Source organism: Blautia sp. LMAG:89 (assembly GCF_008679485.1).
GTDB lineage: Bacteria > Bacillota > Clostridia > Lachnospirales > Lachnospiraceae > Blautia_A > Blautia_A fusiformis.
In genome coordinates this window covers 339,493-359,057 of sequence record NZ_NANC01000003.1, presented here as the reverse complement: position 1 = coordinate 359,057, position 19,565 = coordinate 339,493, and the positions used below count along the sequence as shown (strand labels likewise).

The following is a 19,565-nucleotide window of genomic DNA, read 5'->3' as shown; positions in this document are numbered from 1 at the left end:
TCATTTCGCTAACCGTATCTGCGGAAAACTGATCTTCCGCATTTATAATACGTAGCGTTCGTTTTTCTCTACGACGATCTTCACTTCTCCTTCTTCGCCGCAGTAATATGAATTCGCCCGGATGGTATCCCGGCTCTCAACAATGCAATTCTCAATATGCGTATTATCTCCAAGATATACGTCATTAAGAATCACAGAGTTTTTGATCACACAGTTATTTCCTACAAATACATCACGGAACAGAACAGAATTCTCCACAGTTCCGTTGATGATACATCCGCTGGACACCAGACTGTTCTTCACAGTTGCACCCGGATTGTACTTAGCAGGAGGTACATCTGCGATCTTGGTTTTGATCGCCGGCTCCTGTTTGAAGAAATAGTTCCGGATCTCCGGTTTCAGGAAATCCATATTTGTCTGATAATAAGCCTCTGCAGTAGAGATATTATTCCAGTAGTTATCGATCTTATATCCGTAAATCCTCTTCAGATTTTTGTAACGGATAAGAATATCATTTACAAAATCATGCCTTCCTTCCTGGGCAGCACGCTCGATCAGTTCGATCAGCTGCCTTCTTCGGATGACATAGATACCAGTAGATACCGTATTATAGGAGGAAACGATCGGTTTCTCCTCAAATTCCTCGATCCGACAGTCCTCATTCATGCGAAGAACACCAAATCTCTCAACCTGGCTCTGATCCTTGCATGTAGTACATACAACGGTAACATCTGCCCGCTTTGCGATATGATACTCCAGGACTTTATTGTAATCCAGCTTGTAGATTCCATCGCCGGAAGCGATCACCGCATAGGGTTCATGACTGTTCTTTAAAAAGCTCAGGTTCTGATAGATCGCATCTGCAGTACCCTGATACCATAAGCTGTTATCTCTGGTAATGGTTGGAGTAAAGACATAAAGTCCTCCCTGTTTTCTTCCGAAATCCCACCATTTGGATGAACTTAAATGCTCATTAAGGGAACGGGCATTATACTGTGTCAGCACAGCAACCTTCTGGATATGTGAATTTGCCATGTTGCTGAGGGCAAAGTCGATCGCGCGGTAACTTCCTGCAATAGGCATTGCCGCGATTGCTCTTTTGTTTGATAATTCTCTCATGCGGTTATTATTACCGCCTGCCAAAATAATACCTATCGCTCTCATTCTTTCCCACCGTCCTTTGCTGCAATTACCTGGCCGGCTGCCAGTTCTCCGTCAGGGTAGTCTTCTTTTGTTGTAACACCGGCGATAGCGGTATTCTTACCGATTTTGACACTGTCTGGAATCACGCTGTTTTCGCCGATAGCCACAAGTCCAAAGGAATATACAGCCGGTTTCAGAACATTCGGTGCCTCCTCGCCGCATCCGATCACAACATTATTTCCGATGACAACATCTTCTGCCACGATGGCTTTATCCATAACAACGTTCTCACCAACTGCTGTATTCTTCATGATAATAGAATCACGGATCACACTGCCCTTGCCGATGATAACATTCGGACCGATCACTGAATTATGTACTTCACCATAGATTTCTGTTCCCTCACCGATGATACACTTGTCCACAACTGCATCTGCGGAAATATACTGTGGCGGGATCACATCTCCCTTGGTGTAGATCCTCCAGAATTCCTCATAAAGATTAAACTCCGGAATGATATCGATCAGCTCCATATTTGCTTCCCAGTAAGAACCAAGAGTTCCTACATCTTTCCAGTAGCCGTTGTACTCATAAGCAAAAAGGCGCTGCCCCTTCTCTTTACAGTACGGAAGGATATGTTTACCGAAGTCACAGCCATTCTGATCCTTCAGGGCGATCAGTGCTTCCTTCAGAACCGGCCATGAGAAAATATAGATACCCATGGATGCAAGATTGCTGCTTGGATGCTCCGGCTTCTCCTCAAACTCAGTAATACGGCTGCTCTCATCAGTAACCATAATACCAAAACGGCTGGCTTCCTCAATGGGAACCGGCATACACGCGATCGTAATATCTGCCTTGTTCGCTTTGTGGAAATCCAGCATCACTTCGTAATCCATCTTATAGATATGGTCACCGGAAAGGATCAGTACATAATCCGGGTTATACTGCTCCATATAAGCCAGATTCTGATAGATCGCATTGGCAGTTCCTGTGTACCATTCGCTGCTTGTGCTCTTCTCATACGGAGGAAGGACTGTGACACCGCCTTCATTGCGGTCAAGATCCCACGGAATACCGATACCGATATGTGTATTCAGGCGGAGAGGCTGGTACTGTGTCAGCACACCCACCGTGTCAATTCCCGAGTTAATACAATTGCTCAGTGGAAAATCGATGATACGATATTTACCACCAAAAGCGACTGCCGGCTTTGCAACCTTTTCTGTCAAAACTCCTAACCTGCTGCCTTGCCCACCGGCCAAGAGCATGGCAATCATCTCTTTCTTAATCATGCGATCACCTCTTGTATGTTATGATTATTTCATTATAGCATACTTTACTGTATTAGTGAACATTTTTTACAATTAATTTATCTATATTTTACTTTTTTTATCGCTATTGTATATTATAAATTGGTAAGACTCACCATTTTTTTCATTCCTCTGGTAATTTTCAACATTTTTCGATGTTATTTTCTGGTTACTTTTATATTCCGGAAAAAACCGCTTTTTTAGCCAAAAGAACCACTTTTCAATTGTTTCTGTTGGCGTTATAATAAAACAGACAAAAGAGCTACGAAAATAACATATATATAAGGAGATTATTATGTATCAGATAGACTTTCATAAACCGCTCCATATTCATTTCATCGGGATCGGAGGCATCAGCATGAGCGGCCTTGCCGAGATCCTTCTGGAGGAAAATTTCCGGATTTCCGGTTCCGATGCCAAATCCAGCCCGCTGACCCGCACACTGGAAGAACGTGGCGCTGTGATCTATTACGGACAGCGCGCTTCCAACATCAAGGATGATGTAGATGTGGTTGTCTATACAGCAGCGATCCACCCGGACAACCCGGAATTTGCCTGTGCGAAAGAAAAAGGGTTTCCAATGCTCACCCGCGCAGAGCTTCTGGGACAGATCATGCGGAACTACGATACACCGATCGCAATTTCCGGAACCCACGGAAAAACCACTACTACTTCCATGGTTTCCCATATCCTTCTTGAGGGTGACTGTGATCCTACCATCAGTGTTGGCGGAATCCTTCCTGCTATCCACGGAAACATCCGCGTTGGAAATTCTGAGACCTTTATCACAGAGGCATGCGAATACACCAACAGCTTTTTAAGCTTCTTCCCTAAGATCAGTGTGATCCTGAACATGGATGCCGATCATCTGGATTTCTTCAAGGACATCGATGACATCCGCCATTCCTTCCGGAAATTTGCAGAGCTTCTCCCTGCTGACGGTACTCTGATCATCAACGCCGACACACCGGAGTATGAGACGATCACCCGGGAGCTTCCATGCAATGTTCTTACCTATGGTCTGGAGCACGATGCCGATTACACCGCAGCAGACATTACCTGGGATAAATACGGACATCCTTCCTTCTCCGTTCTCTTCCGGGGCAAAAAGATCGGCAGCTATTATCTGCGTGTACCGGGTATCCACAACGTATCCAATGCACTGGCCGCCATTGCCGTAGGACGCCTTCTGGACCTTCCGGATGATGTGATCGTCAAAGGTCTCGGAAGCTTTACCGGTACAGACCGTCGTTTCCAGTATAAAGGTGAGATCGGCGGTATCACCATCATTGATGATTACGCGCATCATCCAACCGAGATCGAGGCAACCCTTCATGCTGCAAAGAATTATCCGCATCAGAAGGTATGGTGTGTATTCCAGCCTCATACCTACACACGTACCAAAGCTCTTCTTCCGGAATTTGCAAAAGCGCTGACTCTGGCCGATCATGTTGTACTGGCTGATATTTATGCCGCACGTGAAACAGACAATCTTGGTATTTCTTCCCAGGATCTCCAGAAACAGATCCAGGAACTTGGAACCCCCTGCGAATATTTCCCGACTTTTGATGAGATCGAGAGCTTCCTCTTAAAAAGTTGTGCACATGGTGATTTGTTGATAACTATGGGCGCCGGAGACGTTGTAAATATTGGAGAACACCTTCTCGGAAAATAATTATCCACATTATCCACATGCTTATGCACATTTCAGATGTGCCTGGCATGTGGATTTTTTTGTGTATAACCTACTTGACATAATTCAACAGCCACATTCAACAAATACCGCATTTTTCTTACAAAATTAAGGTTTTTGTTAGTTGCTGATAATGTTATCCTCGAAGTTTTCCACACTATCCACATTTTCCACATGGAAATTGGTGCACAACTTCTGTGAAAATAGACTATTCTCAAGTAAAAGCGGTTGTGCTATAATCCTTTTTAGCATGGCGGACTTCGGGATATCACCTGAAATATCTGCTGTATTTTAGAAAGGGAGCTGCTGATCATGAGCCTGATTTCACTTCAGAATTCCTCTGAACTGGAGGTAACGATTCTTTCCAATCGCTTTATTGACAATTTCATGCCTCGTGCCAACGGGGAGTTCGTAAAGGTATATATCTACCTTCTCCGGATGGTATCTGCCGCTCCTTCTTCTTTCAGCCTGGAGCATATGGCAGACAGCCTTTTCTGCACGGAAAGAGATATTTCCCGTGCGCTGAAATACTGGGAAGGTGAGAAACTGATCGCATTAACCTATACTGCAGATCAGAAGCTTTCCGGGATCACTTTGCTGGAACCCTTTGCGAATACCGGTCATAGAGAGAGCAGCGCTTCCGTGGATACTTTCACCGGTTCCGGCAATTCTGCTTCCGTTTCCGGGAACACGGATCCGGGAGTCCCAAGCTCCGCTGATTACATTCTCAGTCTCACTCCTGACCGGATCAGAGAACTTAAGCAAAACGAAGAGATCAGTCAGCTTCTCTATATCACAGAGCAGTATCTGACCAAAACACTGACGCCTACAGAAATGCAGAAGATCCTTTTTTTCTATGATGAACTTCATATGTCTGCGGATCTCATCGAATATCTGGTGGAATACTGTGTTTCCAGAGGCCGCAAGAGTATGCGTTATATTGAAACTGTTGCACTCGCCTGGGCAAAAGACGGCATCACCACCGTCGAGATGGCACGGGATGCCAGCTCCCGTTTTTCCAAGGATTATTACACGATCCTGAAGGCTATGGGGATCAGCGGCCGCAATCCTGTTGATAACGAGATCACTTACATTGATACCTGGCGCAAGACCTACGGTTTTGATCTGGAACTGATCCAGGAAGCCTGCAGCCGTACTGTCCTTTCCACCGGACAGCCCAGTTTCCAATATGCAGATAAGATCCTCTCCGGCTGGAAAAAGAAAAACGTACATACGCTGGAGGATATCCGGCTTCTGGATGCCGCACACAAAAAACGCCAGCTTGAGAAATCCGTTTCCAGGAAGAAGCAGCCCCAGACTCAGCCTCAGAATAGCAACCGCTTCAATAATTTCCACCAGCGTGATTATGATTTTGCGGAATATGAGAAACGTCTTTTAAATAATCAGTAACAGAACCTGGAAGGAGCGCTTTATGCCTTTACAGAATTTTCAATATGATACTATAATGAGAGAATACAGCCGCCGGCAGGCACAGAACCACCGTATTCTGGAGGAGCACACAGCCGAAGCCTACGGAAAGATCCCCCGTCTGAAAGAGATTGATGACGAGGTGGCAACTTTAAGTGCTGACAAAGTCCGTCGCCTTTTAAACGGCGAAGAAAAGGGAACTTCGGATCTGAAGGCAGCCATTCAGGAGCTTTCCGATGAACGGATCACCCTTCTTGTTGCAAACGGCTTTCCCGGAGACTATCTGGAGATGCCTTACACCTGCCCTGACTGTCAGGATACCGGCTATATCGGCAGCCGAAAATGCACCTGTTTTAAAAAAGCTGAGATCGAACTGCTTTATGCACAGTCCAATCTGAATGAAATTCTCGAAAAAGAGAATTTTGACAGCTTTTCATTTGACTATTATTCTGCTACAATAAAAAACGAAGCCACGGGACTGTCTGCCCTGGAAACAGCCAGACGGGCCTATGACACTGCACAGCGCTTTGTGCAGAACTTCGACCATAAATTTGAAAACCTGTTTTTATATGGTGATACCGGTGTGGGAAAAACCTTTCTTTCACACTGCATCGCCCGAGAGCTTCTCAGATCCACCCACTGTGTCCTGTACTTTTCCGCCTACGATCTTTTTGATATGATGGCTGCGAATTCTTTTTCCCGAAAAGATACCGGCACAGACGAGGAACTGATCTATGACTGTGATCTTCTGATCATTGATGACCTGGGAACGGAGCTTACCAACAGTTTCGTATCTTCACAGCTTTTTCTCTGTCTCAATGAGCGGATCATGCGCAGGAAATCCACGATCATTTCCACGAATCTGACGCTCAAAAATTTCTCGGATACCTATTCCGAGAGAACATTTTCCCGAATTGCCAGCAACTATCAGATGATATCGTTGATCGGGAAGGACATCCGTATACAGAAAATATTTTTAGGAGGAAATTAAAATGGCACAGGTAAATACAAAAGATTTTTCCACACTCCCGGTAGGAAGACTTGGACTGATTCCCCTTCAGAGCTGCAGCTCATTAGGCGCGAAGGTGAATGACTGGCTGGTCAAATGGCGTGCCGAAAGACAGTATCCTGGAATGGACTCCTTTGCATTCGAGGGATACAAGCGCGATTCTTACATTATTGACGCCAAGACTCCACGTTTCGGCTCCGGTGAGGGTAAATGCACCATCAACGAATCTGTCCGCGGTGATGATATCTACGTAATGGTAGATGTGACAAATTACAGCTTATCCTATCCGATCGGACCTTACACGAATCTTATGTCCCCGGATGATCATTTCCAGGATATGAAGCGTGTTATCGCCGCTGTAGGCGGAAAAGCCCGCAGAGTCAACGTGATCATGCCATATCTCTATGAGAGTCGCCAGGACAAACGTGTCGGAAGAGAGTCTCTTGACTGTGCCAATGCACTTCATGAGCTGATCGATATGGGTGTTGAGAATATCATCACCTTTGATGCACATGATTCCCGTGTACAGAATGCGACTCCTCTTCATGGTTTTGAGACTGTACAGCCATCCTACCAGTTCATCAAGGCTCTTCTTAATAATGAAAAGGGACTTCATATCGACAAGGATCATTTCATGACGATCAGCCCGGACGAAGGAAGCATGAACCGTGCGATCTATCTCGCCAATGTCCTCGGTGTTGATATGGGTATGTACTATAAACGTCTGGATTACTCAAGATATGTAAACGGCCGTCATCCGATCGCAGCATATGAATTCCTCGGACCAAAGATCGAGGGCAAGGATATGATCCTGATCGATGATATGATCTCCTCCGGTGATACGATCATTAAGATCGCGTCTCTCCTGAAAGAGAAAGGAGCAGGCAGAGTTTACATCTGCTCTACCTTCGGATTCTTTACCGATGGTCTTGATAAATTTGACGATGCTTACAAGAAGGGCTATTTCGACAAGCTCCTTACTACTAACCTGGTTTATCAGTCACCGGAGCTTCTTGAGAAGCCATACTACATCAGCTGCGATATGAGCAAATATATTGCTCTGATCATTGATACGCTGAACCATGATACCTCTGTCAGCCACCTTCTGAATCCGGTAGACAGAATCAAACGCTGCGTAACAAATTACATGAGCCAGCATGAGAAATAAATAAATCATAACGCACGCAAAGCGGCTGCACCTTCTGAGAACGATATAACAGTCTCTCAGAAAGCGCAGCCGCTTTATATTTCTGTAACAGACGGATATCCATGATCCGCATCTGCTGTCTGCTTTGCTTTTGATCTTTATGCTGAAATCTTCCTGCAAAAGCTCACATAGGAAGCTTCTGATAGGGAATCCTCTCTTTATCCAGGATCTCCATTTCTCTTTTATGGCAGGTACTTATGAGCACCTGTCTGTTTTCTTTATGCAGCCACCTGAGAGCCGCTGCAAGACGTTCTTCATCATACATGCCAAATACATCATCAAGGATCACAGGGAACGGCTCCTCTTTGCAGAAAAGCTCTCCTGCTGCCATACGGAGGGCAAAATAAATCTGCTCCAGTGTCCCGCGGCTCAGTCTCTCAATGGATACGATACGCTCCCCTGTGTTCACAGACATATGCAATGCCTCATCCATCAGAACCTCCTGGTATCTGCCACCGGTAATCTCACTTAATATCTCAGATGTACGTTTTTTCAGACAGATCCCTACCTGATCTGTAATGTTTCCGGAAAGTGCCTCAATAGTCTCCATAGCCATATTCAGCGCCTGGATTTCTGTTTCCTCCGGAGTGATCACTTCTGTGTTTTCTTCACATTCCGTCAACTCTGCCTGCAGGTTCTCCAGCGCTGTATGCTTCTCTTCGTAGTCACTGTCCAGACTGTTCCGGTTCCAGGTCAGCTCCTCATGTCTGGAAAGCCAGCGCTCTCTCTGACGTTCTCTCTTATTCAGCTCCCTGCTGAGCCGTATGCGGAAAAACAATGCCGCTACAGAAATCGCCGCAGTTGCCACGCCTGACAGAACACTGAAAATGACCTGCCCGGAAAAAGCTGCCAGGCAGCCGGTACCGGCAATCCCACCAAGAAGCACAACTGTCAGAACTGCATCTGTCAGCTCCCGCCTTCTTTTTACACGATCGATCCGAAGCTCAAGAAGATCCTCAGTACTCCGTTCTCTGGTCCCTATGTTCATCCCGTCCTGCTGCTGCATGATCCGATCACGCTTCTCATCCAGTTCACGGATCTCTCTGCGGATATATTCCATATTTGCGGAAATCTTTTCTTTTTCCTTTTCCAGCTCCTTTTTTCGCCGGGCCGCTTCTGTCAGATATCCTTTTCTGGACATTTTCAGCATCTGCATGGCTCGTCCCATGTCAATGGAACTGTCACCGGTTCCCTGGTAGCTGGCCATGTAATTCTGCAGTTCACGTACGAGATCTTTTCCTGTAACGCTTTTCAGCTGTGCCACAGACACCGTATTATCATAAACTGCCTCACTTACATTTCCGAGAATAGTCCCAAGAGCTCCCTGTTCCGCATCTACAAGACTGCCATCATCTTCACAGAGAAGCTCTCCCAGCTTCTTTTCTTTATAAAAATTCCTGGTAAGACGATACTTCTTCCCCTTGCTTGTAAACCACATGATCCCACCATACTCTGCCGGATTTTCCCATGGTTCATATTTTGTATATGTATCGTTCAGAGCAGCCTTTCCCCGCAGTCTGCGAACGCCGTAAAACATGGAGCGGATAAATGTATGTGTGGTAGTTTTTCCACTCTCATTTTCACCGTAAAGTACGTTGATCCCAGGTGAAAGCTCCATATCCTTGTCCCGGATCTTCCCGAAATTTTTTATTTTTAAACGTCTGATAACCATCTTATGCTATCCTCCTGTGCTGCCCCCTTATCGCCGGCTACCTGTCTCAAGCAACGCCTGAAGCCCATAATACAACGCCTTTTTTTCCACGGTATCCATACCCTTTTTGGCCAGAAAATAACCGATATAATCACCGATCAGAGTACCGCTGTAGCGTTTGTAGAGCTCACCAAGATCATACGCCGGCCAGGATTCATCCACAACATCGGTAACATTTCCGAGACTTTTCAGTTTCTCAGGAATCAGAAGAATATCCGGCGAACGCATTCCCTGAAGAATGATCCTGTAGATATTTCTTCCTCCTCTGCGGAAAATCTGGGATTTTATTGCTTCTTCCAGAGATATCTGTGTGGTTTCCTCGTGAAGTGTCATTACCAGCTGCTGATAGGAACGGCAGGCAAATGGAACGAACTCTGTACGGATCCTTCCGTTGATCAGTCGTCCCTCCATATATCCATGTTCCCCTGTATCATTCCTGTCAATGGGCTCCAGAGCCCCGGAAAAGGCCGCCTGGTCACGGATCAGGATCTGCGGCTTATGGATATGCCCTAACGCCACATAATCGAAGCCTGACGCCGCCAGAGCTGCTGCACTGAGAGGAATATGCTTCTCATCGCCGCCATGGGCCAGCAGAATATGGATTCCTTCTTTCTGGACAGGGGCAGCCTGATCATAAAGTCCGTCTTTTATTTCCCGGTCATAGTAACTCAGTCCATATACATAGACATCAAGCCTGGGATCTTTAACGCAGGTCAGTTCCCGGCTCCTGAAAAATATAACATTGGAATTCCACTCAAACGTATTATAAAAAGAATCTCTGCTTATAAAATCATGATTTCCTGCCATCAGATACACTCTGGTATCCGGGATGGTGGAAAACAGATAATTTACTTCCTTAAGCTCTCTCATAAGAGGCTGGCGGTGGAACAGATCTCCGGATATAAATAGCAAATCCACCGGATCTTCGCGGATGCCCGCAATAACCCGGCGGAAAGTGCTCCAGATTTCTTCCTCCCGCTCTTTGCTCCACGGGCAGCCCCTGTCGGGAACCGCGCCCAGATGCACGTCTGCAAGATGAATAAATCTCATAATGTTCTCCCTTGTGTGTCAGTCACACATATCAATACCTGTTGCCAATTTCTCTCTGCTGATCTCAGGAGCACAGAACGTCCTGCTGTGCAAAAGTGTTCTGATCAAAGATCGCAGTTCTTTACAGTTCTCGGGAATGGGATCACGTCACGGATGTTGCCCATACCTGTAAGGTACATGACACATCTCTCAAATCCAAGGCCAAAGCCGGAATGACGTGTGGAACCATATTTACGAAGATCCAGATAGAAATCGTAATCCTCCGGTTTCAGACCCAGCTCATCCATACGTGTTTTCAGCTTGTCGTAGTCATCCTCTCTCTGGCTTCCTCCGATGATCTCTCCGATTCCCGGCACCAGACAGTCCATAGCCGCAACTGTCTTTCCATCCTCGTTGAGTTTCATGTAGAATGCCTTGATCTCCTTCGGATAATCTGTAACAAATACCGGTCTCTTGTAGACCTGCTCTGTCAGATAGCGCTCATGCTCTGTCTGAAGATCACATCCCCAGAATACCTTGTAATCAAATTTGTCATTGTTCTTCTCAAGGATCTCAACAGCCTCTGTATAAGTCACATGTGCAAATTCAGAATTAAGCACATGGTTCAGTCTGTCAAGAAGCCCCTTGTCAATGAAGGAATTGAAGAAGTTCATTTCCTCCGGTGCATTCTCAAAGACATAACGGATCACGTATTTCAGCATAGCCTCTGCAAGCTCCATAGCGTCCTGAAGGTCTGCAAACGCACACTCAGGCTCGATCATCCAGAACTCAGCTGCATGACGGGTAGTGTTGGAATTCTCAGCACGGAAGGTCGGTCCGAATGTGTAGATGTTGCGGAATGCCTGTGCATAAGTCTCTCCGTTCAGCTGTCCGCTCACGGTAAGGTTTGTCTCCTTTCCGAAGAAATCCTGTGAATAATCAACACTTCCATCCTCTGTCAGCGGAATATTCTTCGGATCCAGTGTTGTTACCTGGAACATCTCTCCTGCACCTTCACAGTCACTTCCCGTGATCAGCGGTGTATGCACATAGACAAAGCCTCTCTCCTGGAAAAATTTATGGATCGCATATGCGCAAAGAGAACGTACACGGAATACAGCCTGGAAAGTATTTGTTCTCGGTCTTAAATGTGTCATGGTCCTTAAGTATTCAAGACTGTGTCTCTTCTTCTGAAGTGGATAATCCGGTGCGGAAGCTCCCTCTACAGATATCTCTGTTGCCTGGATCTCAAACGGCTGCTTCGCCTGAGGGGTAGCTACCAGTGTTCCCTTGACAATGATGGCCGCTCCAACATTCAGCTTGGAAACCTCTGCGAAATTCTCCATGTTATCGTGATATACGATCTGAAGAGTTTCAAAAAAGCTTCCATCATGAAGTACGATGAATCCAAACGCCTTGGAATCACGAACACTTCGTACCCATCCACCTACAGTGATCTCTTTGTCAAGATACTGTTCACGGTTTCTGTAAATCTCTTTCACTGTTGTCAGTTTCATAATCTATACCTCATTCCTCATATTCAGGATCACACGTCCCTGCGGACCTCCAAACGTCCGTATCGAATTAAGTATAGACTATTCTCATGGTTCGTGCAAGGAGTAATTGCCTTGTCGGACAGAAAAATAGCGGGCCGCCGGACAGAAAAATCCCGCCTGGCGGAATGTCTCCGGCAGACGGGATTTTTCTGTCTGTAATACCATTAATAATAAGATGCGTTGATACTTCCTGTGTTGAGATAAGTAATGCAGTAATAATAGATCCTCTTGAATGTCTTTGTTGTGTAGTGAAGTCCGTCATCGCCGTCATCCACACCATCATAGCGGGCATTGGTCCCGTAGCCTTTTTTCATAAGTACGCTGTACATATCAATATACTTGTAATACAAAGAAAGGCCGGAACGGATCTTGCTGTTGAATTCTCTTACCTGTGCCTCTGTACGGGCACCTCTTCCTGCTTTTGTGATCATAATGCTGTTGATCGGGTTTACGGACATGTAAAAGAGTTTACAGTTCTTACTTTTCAGTGTGGATGCTATATTGGTCATATAGCTGACATAATTACCTGCATTTCCCAGGTCATTGACACCCAGGTTAAAGATAACGGCGATCGGTTTGGAACCTTCTGTTTTGTCGATCTCTTCTATAAGCTGTGCATATCCTGTATCCCGGAACCAGCTCAAGCCCTTTCCTGGGTTTGCAACAAAAGAAACCCCATTTGTTACAGAACTGCTCATCTGTTTTTTCAGTGTCGCCTGTATTCCTGCAGTACGGGAATCTCCCACAAAAATGACCTTACTGTACATCATACCGATAGCCGGATGAGCCATCTCATCGGAACTGATGTCCTTCTCCAGTGCACGGTTAAATACCGTCGCATACAGATTGGTGTTTTTGCTGATCCGCAGAAGTTCGCCGGCTTCATAATCCGGATCTGTGGAAGAACCGGTCCGTCTGGTCTTAGACCATCCCATAAACGTATAACCTTCCGCATTGGATACGGATGGGAGCTTAAGGTAACCGCCCTTTCCAAGTGTTACTGTCTTCCATACGGTTCCGTTTGCCTTGCGGAGATTTACTTTTACTGACTGCATCTGTACGGAATAGTATCTGATATTACCGGAGATTTTAATCTTCGTTCCTACTTTTTTTGCAGTAGATGCCTTGCCGTTCTTTGCCGTTGACCAGCCAAGATTTACATATCCCAATCTGGATGGAACTGCAGGCAATGTGTAATATGTACCCTCTTCTACTTTTTTCTGCAGCTTCTTATATGCGGAATTGGTGCTTCCATTTCCAAGATAGAAGTTTACGGTATAATACTTACTCTTTCTGCGGACCGCATACAGAGTCATATCTTTTCTGATCTTTACGCTGGCACCTGCTTTATATACCACCTTACTGCTCCCCTTCCGTGTGGTCCATCCGAGATTCTGATATCCCACAGCCTTGGGTACTGCCGGAAGCTGGATCGTAGTATTTAATGTCACGTTCCGTGTCAGTGCGGTATACGTCTTACTTTTGCTGGTACCTGAATTATTATTGAACTTAACGGTATAAACAAGCTTCGCCGCCGACACCTTATGCGATGCAGCCGGCACAAAGATCAGTGCAGCTGCCACAAGTGCCAGCAAAAGCCATTTTATCCGAAAGGCCTTTCCGGTTTTTTCCCTGTTTTTCATATAAATAAACTCCTCCTGAAATACATATCCATCCCCGGGTGCCTCCGTACTTTTTTACAGAGTATTGATAAATCTCATAAATGCATCCCTGCCCTCTGGTGTGCATTTATAAACACCGGCATCCTCCAGTACATGAACAAATACATTGCCCACTTCCCTGCGAAGGACTTCCTGGATATTATCTTTATCAAGTTTCTCATATTTTGGCAGAAATTCTGCAACCCATGCAGCATGTTTCTCGATTTTCTCATTGGAAGCGATATCCCTGCCGCTTAAAATGTATTCTTCAAGAAGCTCCAGCTCTTCTTTCAGACGGGCCGGAAGAACAGCGAGTCCCATAACTTCGATAAGACCGATATTCTCCTTCTTGATATGATGATAGCATGCATGCGGATGATAAACCCCCAGCGGATGCTCCTCTGTTGTGATATTATTACGTAATGTCAGATCCAGTTCAAAGGTATCTCCCACTTTACGTGCGATCGGTGTGATGGTGTTATGCGGCTCTCCGTCTGTTTCTGCAAAGATAAATGCAGCCTCATCAGTATACCCTCTCCAGCCTGCCAGTACATGTGTTGCCAGATCGATCAGTCTCGTCTCGTCTTTGCTGCGGATACGCAGTACGGAAAGAGGCCATTTTACAATGCCGGCTTCCACATCTTCGTATCCCGGGATCGTCACATGCTTTTCAATCTCTGCCTTTGCCATGGCAAAGGTATAATGTCCGCCCTGGAAATGATCGTGGCTGAGGATAGAACCTCCTACGATCGGAAGGTCCGCATTGGAACCAAGGAAATAATGCGGGAACAGCTTTACAAAATCAAACAGCTTGATAAATGTATTTCTCTCGATCTTCATCGGAGTATGCTGACTGTTAAATACGATACAATGTTCATTGTAGTAGACATATGGAGAGTACTGGAAGCCCCATGGACTGTCGTTGATGGTGATCGGGATGATCCTGTGGTTCTCCCTTGCCGGATGATTGACTCTTCCTGCATAGCCTTCATTTTCCGGACAAAGCAGACATTTTGGATAGCTGCTGGATTTTACCAGCTTGGCAGCTGCGATAGCCTTTGGGTCTTTTTCCGGCTTGGAAAGGTTGATCGTGATATCAATCTTGCCATATTCGCTGTCTACTGTCCATTTCTGATCTTTTTTTACACGATAACGTCTGATATAGTTGCTGTCCTGACTCAGCTTATAAAAATAATCTGTGGCTTTTTCCGGATCTTCCTTATAAGCATCCCAGAATTCTCTCTGTACCTGGGCAGGACGCGGCATCAGACAGTTCATCAGCTTTGTATCAAAGAGATCTCTGTACACAATACTGTCCTCGATGATCCCCCTCTTTACAGCCTCATCAAGAAGTTCGTTCAAAGTCTCCTCAAGGTCAATTTTAGCATACTCTGCCTCCGGTTCTGTATATTCGCTTTCCCCAAAGGCATCCAGAAGAAGATTGGTTGCATAAATCCTTTCGCATTCCGGAGTAATACCACTCTCCACTCCATACTGTACCAGTTTTTTAATACTTTCACTTAACATTGCTTTTTCCCCTTTCCTGTCGCGCTTTTCCCGGAAAACAGGAACTTTTTTCCTGTTTTCCGATTTATGCCAAACGGGAACTCCCGTCTTGCCATCCTGCTGTAAACCCATAGCCTTCATCCGGCCTGCTCTGTAAGCATCACTCTGTGACGTTTTCTATATAGGTGAGAAATACATTTCCGGCACTCTCAAACAGCGCTGTACTGTCATTCATTCCATACGGGCTGATCTGCCCTGTTGCCGGATCATAAAGATAGGTATTATATTCATCATAGCCTACGATCACCACACTGGAATTTTCTCCTGTCTTGGCGATCACCGGTCTCTGGGCACTGACCTCATAAAGAACATTGTCAAGAGTGCAGCCGGTCAGATCGATCACCGTTCCCATATCACCAAGGCTATCCTGAAGTTCTTTTTTCTTCCAGTTGGCTGTACGTATACTTTCCGGTACATCTTCTATATTCATCTGAAGCTTTGTTTTTTTGTTTCCACGTTCCCAGACATACTGCTGCGCACGGTTAAGTACCACTCCAGTCTGCGCATCCGCGCGTTTCACAGCTGCAGCCGGATCGGTATAGATACGGTCAAGAGAACCATATGCATAAACATAATAAAGTTCTCCCTGTGGAACGGTAGTATCCAATGTTACCGATGAGTCTTCAGTACTCTCGATCTTGGAACAAACAAGCAGCGGACTGTCTGTCTCTGGTTTCTGAGTCATAGTCAGGCGGATCAGCGTTCCTGCACGGTTTGTAGTGATCAATGCTACATCTATCTGGCTTCCGGATGCTTTTTTGTTATTCATGATATTGTCCTTTTTCTGGACTGTATAAGCATTCCCCGATTTTGCAGAAAGTTCAAACTCCATCATGGTACTGCCAACCGTTACGTTGGTGATATAAAGGCCATCCTGACGATACTCTTTTTTCACCTTTCCTTTAAAGCTTTCAATGCGGAATGTACTGATTCCCTCTGTTTCATGTCCGTTGGCATCCGTAAGAATGTCTTCATCGGAAAGGATCCCATATACCAGATCTTCATTCATAAATCCCAGAGCTCTCAGATTTTTTCCGCTTTCCGGCGAAATATCTCTTGTTTTCAGAGAATCAAATTCAATTTCCCGAATCTTCCCTGCATCATCTCCGGATTCGATCAGCCATGCTGCATGTGCCTTGGTATCTGACACAACAAAATGGTTCTGTTTGATCCCTTCTTCCAGAACCTGTGAGGTTCCTGTCTCAATATCTACCTGATACAGCTTCTGTGCAAACAGCAGAAACAGCTGATTGTTTTTGTTTACATAAGTGAGTGTTCCAAGATCTTCCTTCAGAAACTCGTAGGATTCTGTACTTGGTATGAATACTTTTTCTTCCACCACATTACGGTCGCTGTTGTAGTGATAAACACAGACACCGCTGTACCCCTCGTGAACACCACGGTTCATGTAACCGTACAATACAAAGTCCACATCCCCGTTATCTGCCACTCGGATGATCTTGATATCATGTTCGTTGCGCACATATCTGGAATCGTTATCTTCCTCTTTGCGGAAGCTGAAGACCCTTGTGATCTTTCCGCTGGACGGTGCATAAGACCAGAGATCCCCATCCTGCTCAAAAGCAACGATCTTTCCACTGCTGTCTGAAGCATAGGTGACATTCTTGTCACGGACACCCAGAAGCAGGCCTGCATCGGAAACTACCTTCTGAGACGGATCAAATACCTTCGTTGCAGAACGTTTAAAATCCAGCAGCATGATCCTTGTTTCTGTATAACGCATACGGTAAAATTCCGTAACATCATAAATTTCGGTTTTACCCTCATCATCCTGTGCGGAAACCTGATAATCCAGCGTGATACTTGCAGTCGTTTCATTGATATCATCGATCAGCGGAACTCCTTCCATGTAGAGCTTCGGAGAAAGGGATCCCCAGCTGATATTGGAAAGTCCGGAACTGATGGAAATATTATTGTAATTCGTTCCGCCGGAAATATCCTCCGCTTCCAGATATCCGGTCAGCGCATCTGCCTGTTCCTTGTCCAGACACTTTGTGGAAAAATCCTTGACAAACTGAAGATACGCTTCTGTATTCAACTGGGTTCTGGAAACCACTCTTGTATAGTAGTAAACTTCCCCCTCACTGGTATCCAGCGTGATCTGCATGGAATACTCCTGGTTCATGCGAAGGTCACTGCCGATCTCAATCTCTGTACTTAAACAGCCGTTGTCCTCTTTCGTGAGATTCTTGATCTTACGGTTCTCCATAACCTTGCTTCCATCTGAAGTCCGTACCTCGTAAGCAAGCCCTGTTACTGTATCAGCATATGGGTTGATCTCAAAAGACACTTTTTTAGTCGTATCCAGCGGAGTAATACTTCCTCTCATGAAATCGGTCTGCATCTGCTGTCTGTATCCATACATCTTATTTGCCTGGGTACTTCCGATCTTTACCATAACCTCCGGAAGTGTGGCATCATTCATATCAGAGCGGTTATCTGTAGACTGGCTGTTCATCAGAAACGAGGTCCCGGCTACTACTGCCACAAAGATCACCAGCAGTATCGCTCCCTTACGTAGGATCTTCATCATGTCATTCTCCCTTCTGTGAGGCTGACTCTTCCGGATAAAGAAGCCTGTCCAGGGTAGGAGCCACATGAAGAGCCTTCATGGTATCCGAAAAACTGTCCCTGCTCCTTTTCTTTCCGGTTTTTACTGCGCGGATCAGAATATTCTTTGGTATATGTTCCATATCGATAAATTCAAGAAGCTGGGTTTCATATCCTTTGCTTTCCAGAAGCTCGGCACGAAGACCATCTGTGATCAGAGCTGCCATTCTTTCCTTCAGGATCCCATAACGCATAACAGGCTGGAGCATTTCGTTTCGGATCTGACGATTCAGTTCATGCTGACAGCATGGAACAGACAGGATCACCTGAGCCCCCCATTCCACTGCCTTGGCCAGAGCGAAATCTGTTGCTGTATCGCAGGCATGAAGTGTCACCACCATGTCCACAGAAGAAACGCCTTCGTACCCTGCAATATCTCCCTGGTAAAAATGCAGCTTGTCATAACCATAAGATCTGGCCAATTCACTGCAATGCCGTATCACATCTTCCTTAAGATCCAGCCCTATGATGTTTACATCAAAACCCTCCAGTTCTCTGAGATAATAATACATAGCAAAAGTAAGATAGGATTTTCCGCAGCCAAAATCCAGGATCGTGATTTCTCTGTCTTTAGGAAGCTTCGGAAGGATATCCCTGATAAACTCCAGAAAACGATTGATCTGTCTGAACTTGTCATATCTGGAAGCAACGATCTTTCCATCCTTTGTCATAACTCCCAGATCCACCAGAAACGGAGCTGCCGTTCCCTCTCTGAGAATGTACTGTTTCACCCGGTTATGAGGAGCGATCTTTATCTTCTCATTCTGTGCAGGCCCGTGTTGTTTTGTTTTGATGGTTGCTTTCCCTTTCTTGCTGATAAGGATACTTCCATCCTGACTGCGTCCGGTTGCCTGAAGCTGACGAAATTCCTCCATGGCATGCTCCAGATAAGCGATCATCTCTTCCCTGGTAAAATTCTTATGATAAACCTTCGTCCCTTCTGTCATGGACGCCTGGTAAAAAATCTGACCCTTCAGCTCCACAGGACGAAGCTTCACCTTGGAAGGTCCCTCGCCAGTCCTGCGGCCACTGACAACAGCCTGTATCAGCTGTTCATTAATCTGTTCTTCTAAAAATTCCCTTATTGTTTTCATCATACTTCCATTATATTCACTTTTTGTTTTATTGTATATGGACAGATGTTGTGCGAACCAGTTTTGGTCGCTTCTGCCAGTATCACTGTATCGTTCATGGGTAAACCGCCATTTTAATACTCAGTGCGGAAACATTTTCTGCACCTTCTCCTCCTGCATCTTCGTCTGGAAATCTCCTGATACACCAGTACTTCGATCAGATCATCCAGGAACCCTCCTGGGATCTCCTGTACACTGGTATCTCCTTCCATCTGTCCTTTCACCTGGTGACAGATGTGATAGAGCATGAAACGATCCGGATATTCATCATACAGCCGGCTTCCCTCATAATCCAAAAGCTGACACTGTGCTTCCGCTTTTTCCTGGATCCTTCGGGCTGTATCCGGATAGTATGATCTCATCAGATCAAATTCCTTTTCCTGTTCTCTCTCTTCATTATAAAAACCAGGACTTCCCTGTGTAGCATAAAACGGATAAAAATCTGGATAGATCATAACTCTTCTGCTGTCCTCTCTCTGCTATCT

The 19,565-nt window shown here is 45.5% G+C and carries 14 protein-coding genes; 4 read left to right on the top strand and 10 right to left on the bottom strand.

All coding sequences use genetic code 11. The annotated features are described in order from the left end of the window. Positions 1-42: 42 nt before the first annotated feature. Positions 43-1,164 carry a glucose-1-phosphate adenylyltransferase subunit GlgD gene (glgD, locus tag CCC70_RS01910; protein ID WP_021652857.1) on the bottom strand — a complete coding sequence of 374 codons (1,122 nt, stop codon included), beginning with the start codon at positions 1,162-1,164 and terminating at the stop codon, positions 43-45. After that, on the bottom strand, positions 1,161-2,438 hold the full coding sequence (locus tag CCC70_RS01905) for a glucose-1-phosphate adenylyltransferase (protein WP_059086196.1): 1,278 nt from the start codon (positions 2,436-2,438) through the stop codon (positions 1,161-1,163). Before CCC70_RS01905 ends, glgD begins: the two co-directional genes overlap by 4 nt. A 313-nt stretch (positions 2,439-2,751) precedes the next feature. Between CCC70_RS01905 and murC the strand changes: the two genes are divergently transcribed. From murC to CCC70_RS01885, 4 genes are all read left to right on the top strand, one after another. After that, positions 2,752-4,131, top strand: a complete 1,380-nt coding sequence (gene murC / locus CCC70_RS01900; RefSeq protein WP_118752416.1) for a UDP-N-acetylmuramate--L-alanine ligase — start codon at positions 2,752-2,754, stop codon at positions 4,129-4,131. Between the two features lie 330 nt (positions 4,132-4,461). Next, positions 4,462-5,559, top strand: coding sequence for a DnaD domain protein (locus CCC70_RS01895; protein ID WP_287084157.1), 1,098 nt, complete (start codon positions 4,462-4,464; stop codon positions 5,557-5,559). A gap of 22 nt (positions 5,560-5,581) precedes the next feature. Continuing rightward, positions 5,582-6,568 (top strand): ATP-binding protein, encoded by a 987-nt coding sequence (locus tag CCC70_RS01890; RefSeq protein ID WP_015525647.1) that lies wholly within the window; start codon positions 5,582-5,584, stop codon positions 6,566-6,568. 1 nt (position 6,569) lies between these two features. Continuing rightward, complete coding sequence (locus tag CCC70_RS01885) at positions 6,570-7,754, top strand: ribose-phosphate pyrophosphokinase (protein ID WP_015525646.1); 1,185 nt, start codon at positions 6,570-6,572, stop codon at positions 7,752-7,754. A 163-nt stretch (positions 7,755-7,917) separates the two neighbouring features. Here CCC70_RS01885 and CCC70_RS01880 read toward each other — a convergent pair whose 3' ends face one another. The 8 genes from CCC70_RS01880 to CCC70_RS01845 all read right to left on the bottom strand — a co-directional run bounded on the left by CCC70_RS01880 (position 7,918) and on the right by CCC70_RS01845 (position 19,535). Continuing rightward, positions 7,918-9,465, bottom strand: a complete 1,548-nt coding sequence (locus CCC70_RS01880) for an ATP-binding protein (RefSeq protein ID WP_287084156.1) — start codon at positions 9,463-9,465, stop codon at positions 7,918-7,920. 27 nt (positions 9,466-9,492) lie between these two features. Beyond that, positions 9,493-10,554: a metallophosphoesterase family protein gene (locus CCC70_RS01875; protein WP_118607830.1), complete on the bottom strand. Its 1,062-nt coding sequence runs from the start codon at positions 10,552-10,554 to the stop codon at positions 9,493-9,495. Positions 10,555-10,658: 104 nt separating this feature from the next. Continuing rightward, a complete protein-coding gene (asnS, locus tag CCC70_RS01870) occupies positions 10,659-12,050 on the bottom strand; it encodes an asparagine--tRNA ligase (RefSeq protein ID WP_015525643.1) in 1,392 nt (463 codons plus the stop codon). A 203-nt stretch (positions 12,051-12,253) separates the two neighbouring features. Further along, positions 12,254-13,732: an InlB B-repeat-containing protein gene (locus CCC70_RS01865; RefSeq protein WP_287084155.1), complete on the bottom strand. Its 1,479-nt coding sequence runs from the start codon at positions 13,730-13,732 to the stop codon at positions 12,254-12,256. Positions 13,733-13,786: 54 nt separating this feature from the next. Further along, on the bottom strand, positions 13,787-15,277 hold the full coding sequence (galT, locus tag CCC70_RS01860; protein WP_287084154.1) for a UDP-glucose--hexose-1-phosphate uridylyltransferase: 1,491 nt from the start codon (positions 15,275-15,277) through the stop codon (positions 13,787-13,789). Positions 15,278-15,416: 139 nt separating this feature from the next. Next, positions 15,417-17,870, bottom strand: coding sequence for a hypothetical protein (locus CCC70_RS01855; protein ID WP_287084153.1), 2,454 nt, complete (start codon positions 17,868-17,870; stop codon positions 15,417-15,419). 1 nt (position 17,871) lies between these two features. Next, positions 17,872-19,041, bottom strand: coding sequence for a class I SAM-dependent methyltransferase (locus CCC70_RS01850; RefSeq protein ID WP_287084320.1), 1,170 nt, complete (start codon positions 19,039-19,041; stop codon positions 17,872-17,874). Positions 19,042-19,154: 113 nt separating this feature from the next. After that, the gene (locus CCC70_RS01845; protein WP_021652849.1) at positions 19,155-19,535 is read right to left on the bottom strand and encodes a hypothetical protein; all 381 of its coding nucleotides are present in this window, start codon (positions 19,533-19,535) and stop codon (positions 19,155-19,157) included. Positions 19,536-19,565: the final 30 nt, after the last annotated feature.

Coding starts and splice junctions, on each gene's coding strand:
- CCC70_RS01905 (WP_059086196.1), bottom strand. CDS start 2,438: ATGATTAAGAAAGAGATGATTGCCATGCTCTTGGCCGGTGGGCAAGGC.
- galT (WP_287084154.1), bottom strand. CDS start 15,277: ATGTTAAGTGAAAGTATTAAAAAACTGGTACAGTATGGAGTGGAGAGT.
- CCC70_RS01855 (WP_287084153.1), bottom strand. CDS start 17,870: ATGATGAAGATCCTACGTAAGGGAGCGATACTGCTGGTGATCTTTGTG.
- asnS (WP_015525643.1), bottom strand. CDS start 12,050: ATGAAACTGACAACAGTGAAAGAGATTTACAGAAACCGTGAACAGTAT.
- CCC70_RS01895 (WP_287084157.1), top strand. CDS start 4,462: ATGAGCCTGATTTCACTTCAGAATTCCTCTGAACTGGAGGTAACGATT.
- murC (WP_118752416.1), top strand. CDS start 2,752: ATGTATCAGATAGACTTTCATAAACCGCTCCATATTCATTTCATCGGG.
- glgD (WP_021652857.1), bottom strand. CDS start 1,164: ATGAGAGCGATAGGTATTATTTTGGCAGGCGGTAATAATAACCGCATG.
- CCC70_RS01885 (WP_015525646.1), top strand. CDS start 6,570: ATGGCACAGGTAAATACAAAAGATTTTTCCACACTCCCGGTAGGAAGA.
- CCC70_RS01850 (WP_287084320.1), bottom strand. CDS start 19,041: ATGAAAACAATAAGGGAATTTTTAGAAGAACAGATTAATGAACAGCTG.
- CCC70_RS01875 (WP_118607830.1), bottom strand. CDS start 10,554: ATGAGATTTATTCATCTTGCAGACGTGCATCTGGGCGCGGTTCCCGAC.
- CCC70_RS01890 (WP_015525647.1), top strand. CDS start 5,582: ATGCCTTTACAGAATTTTCAATATGATACTATAATGAGAGAATACAGC.
- CCC70_RS01865 (WP_287084155.1), bottom strand. CDS start 13,732: ATGAAAAACAGGGAAAAAACCGGAAAGGCCTTTCGGATAAAATGGCTT.
- CCC70_RS01880 (WP_287084156.1), bottom strand. CDS start 9,465: ATGGTTATCAGACGTTTAAAAATAAAAAATTTCGGGAAGATCCGGGAC.
- CCC70_RS01845 (WP_021652849.1), bottom strand. CDS start 19,535: ATGATCTATCCAGATTTTTATCCGTTTTATGCTACACAGGGAAGTCCT.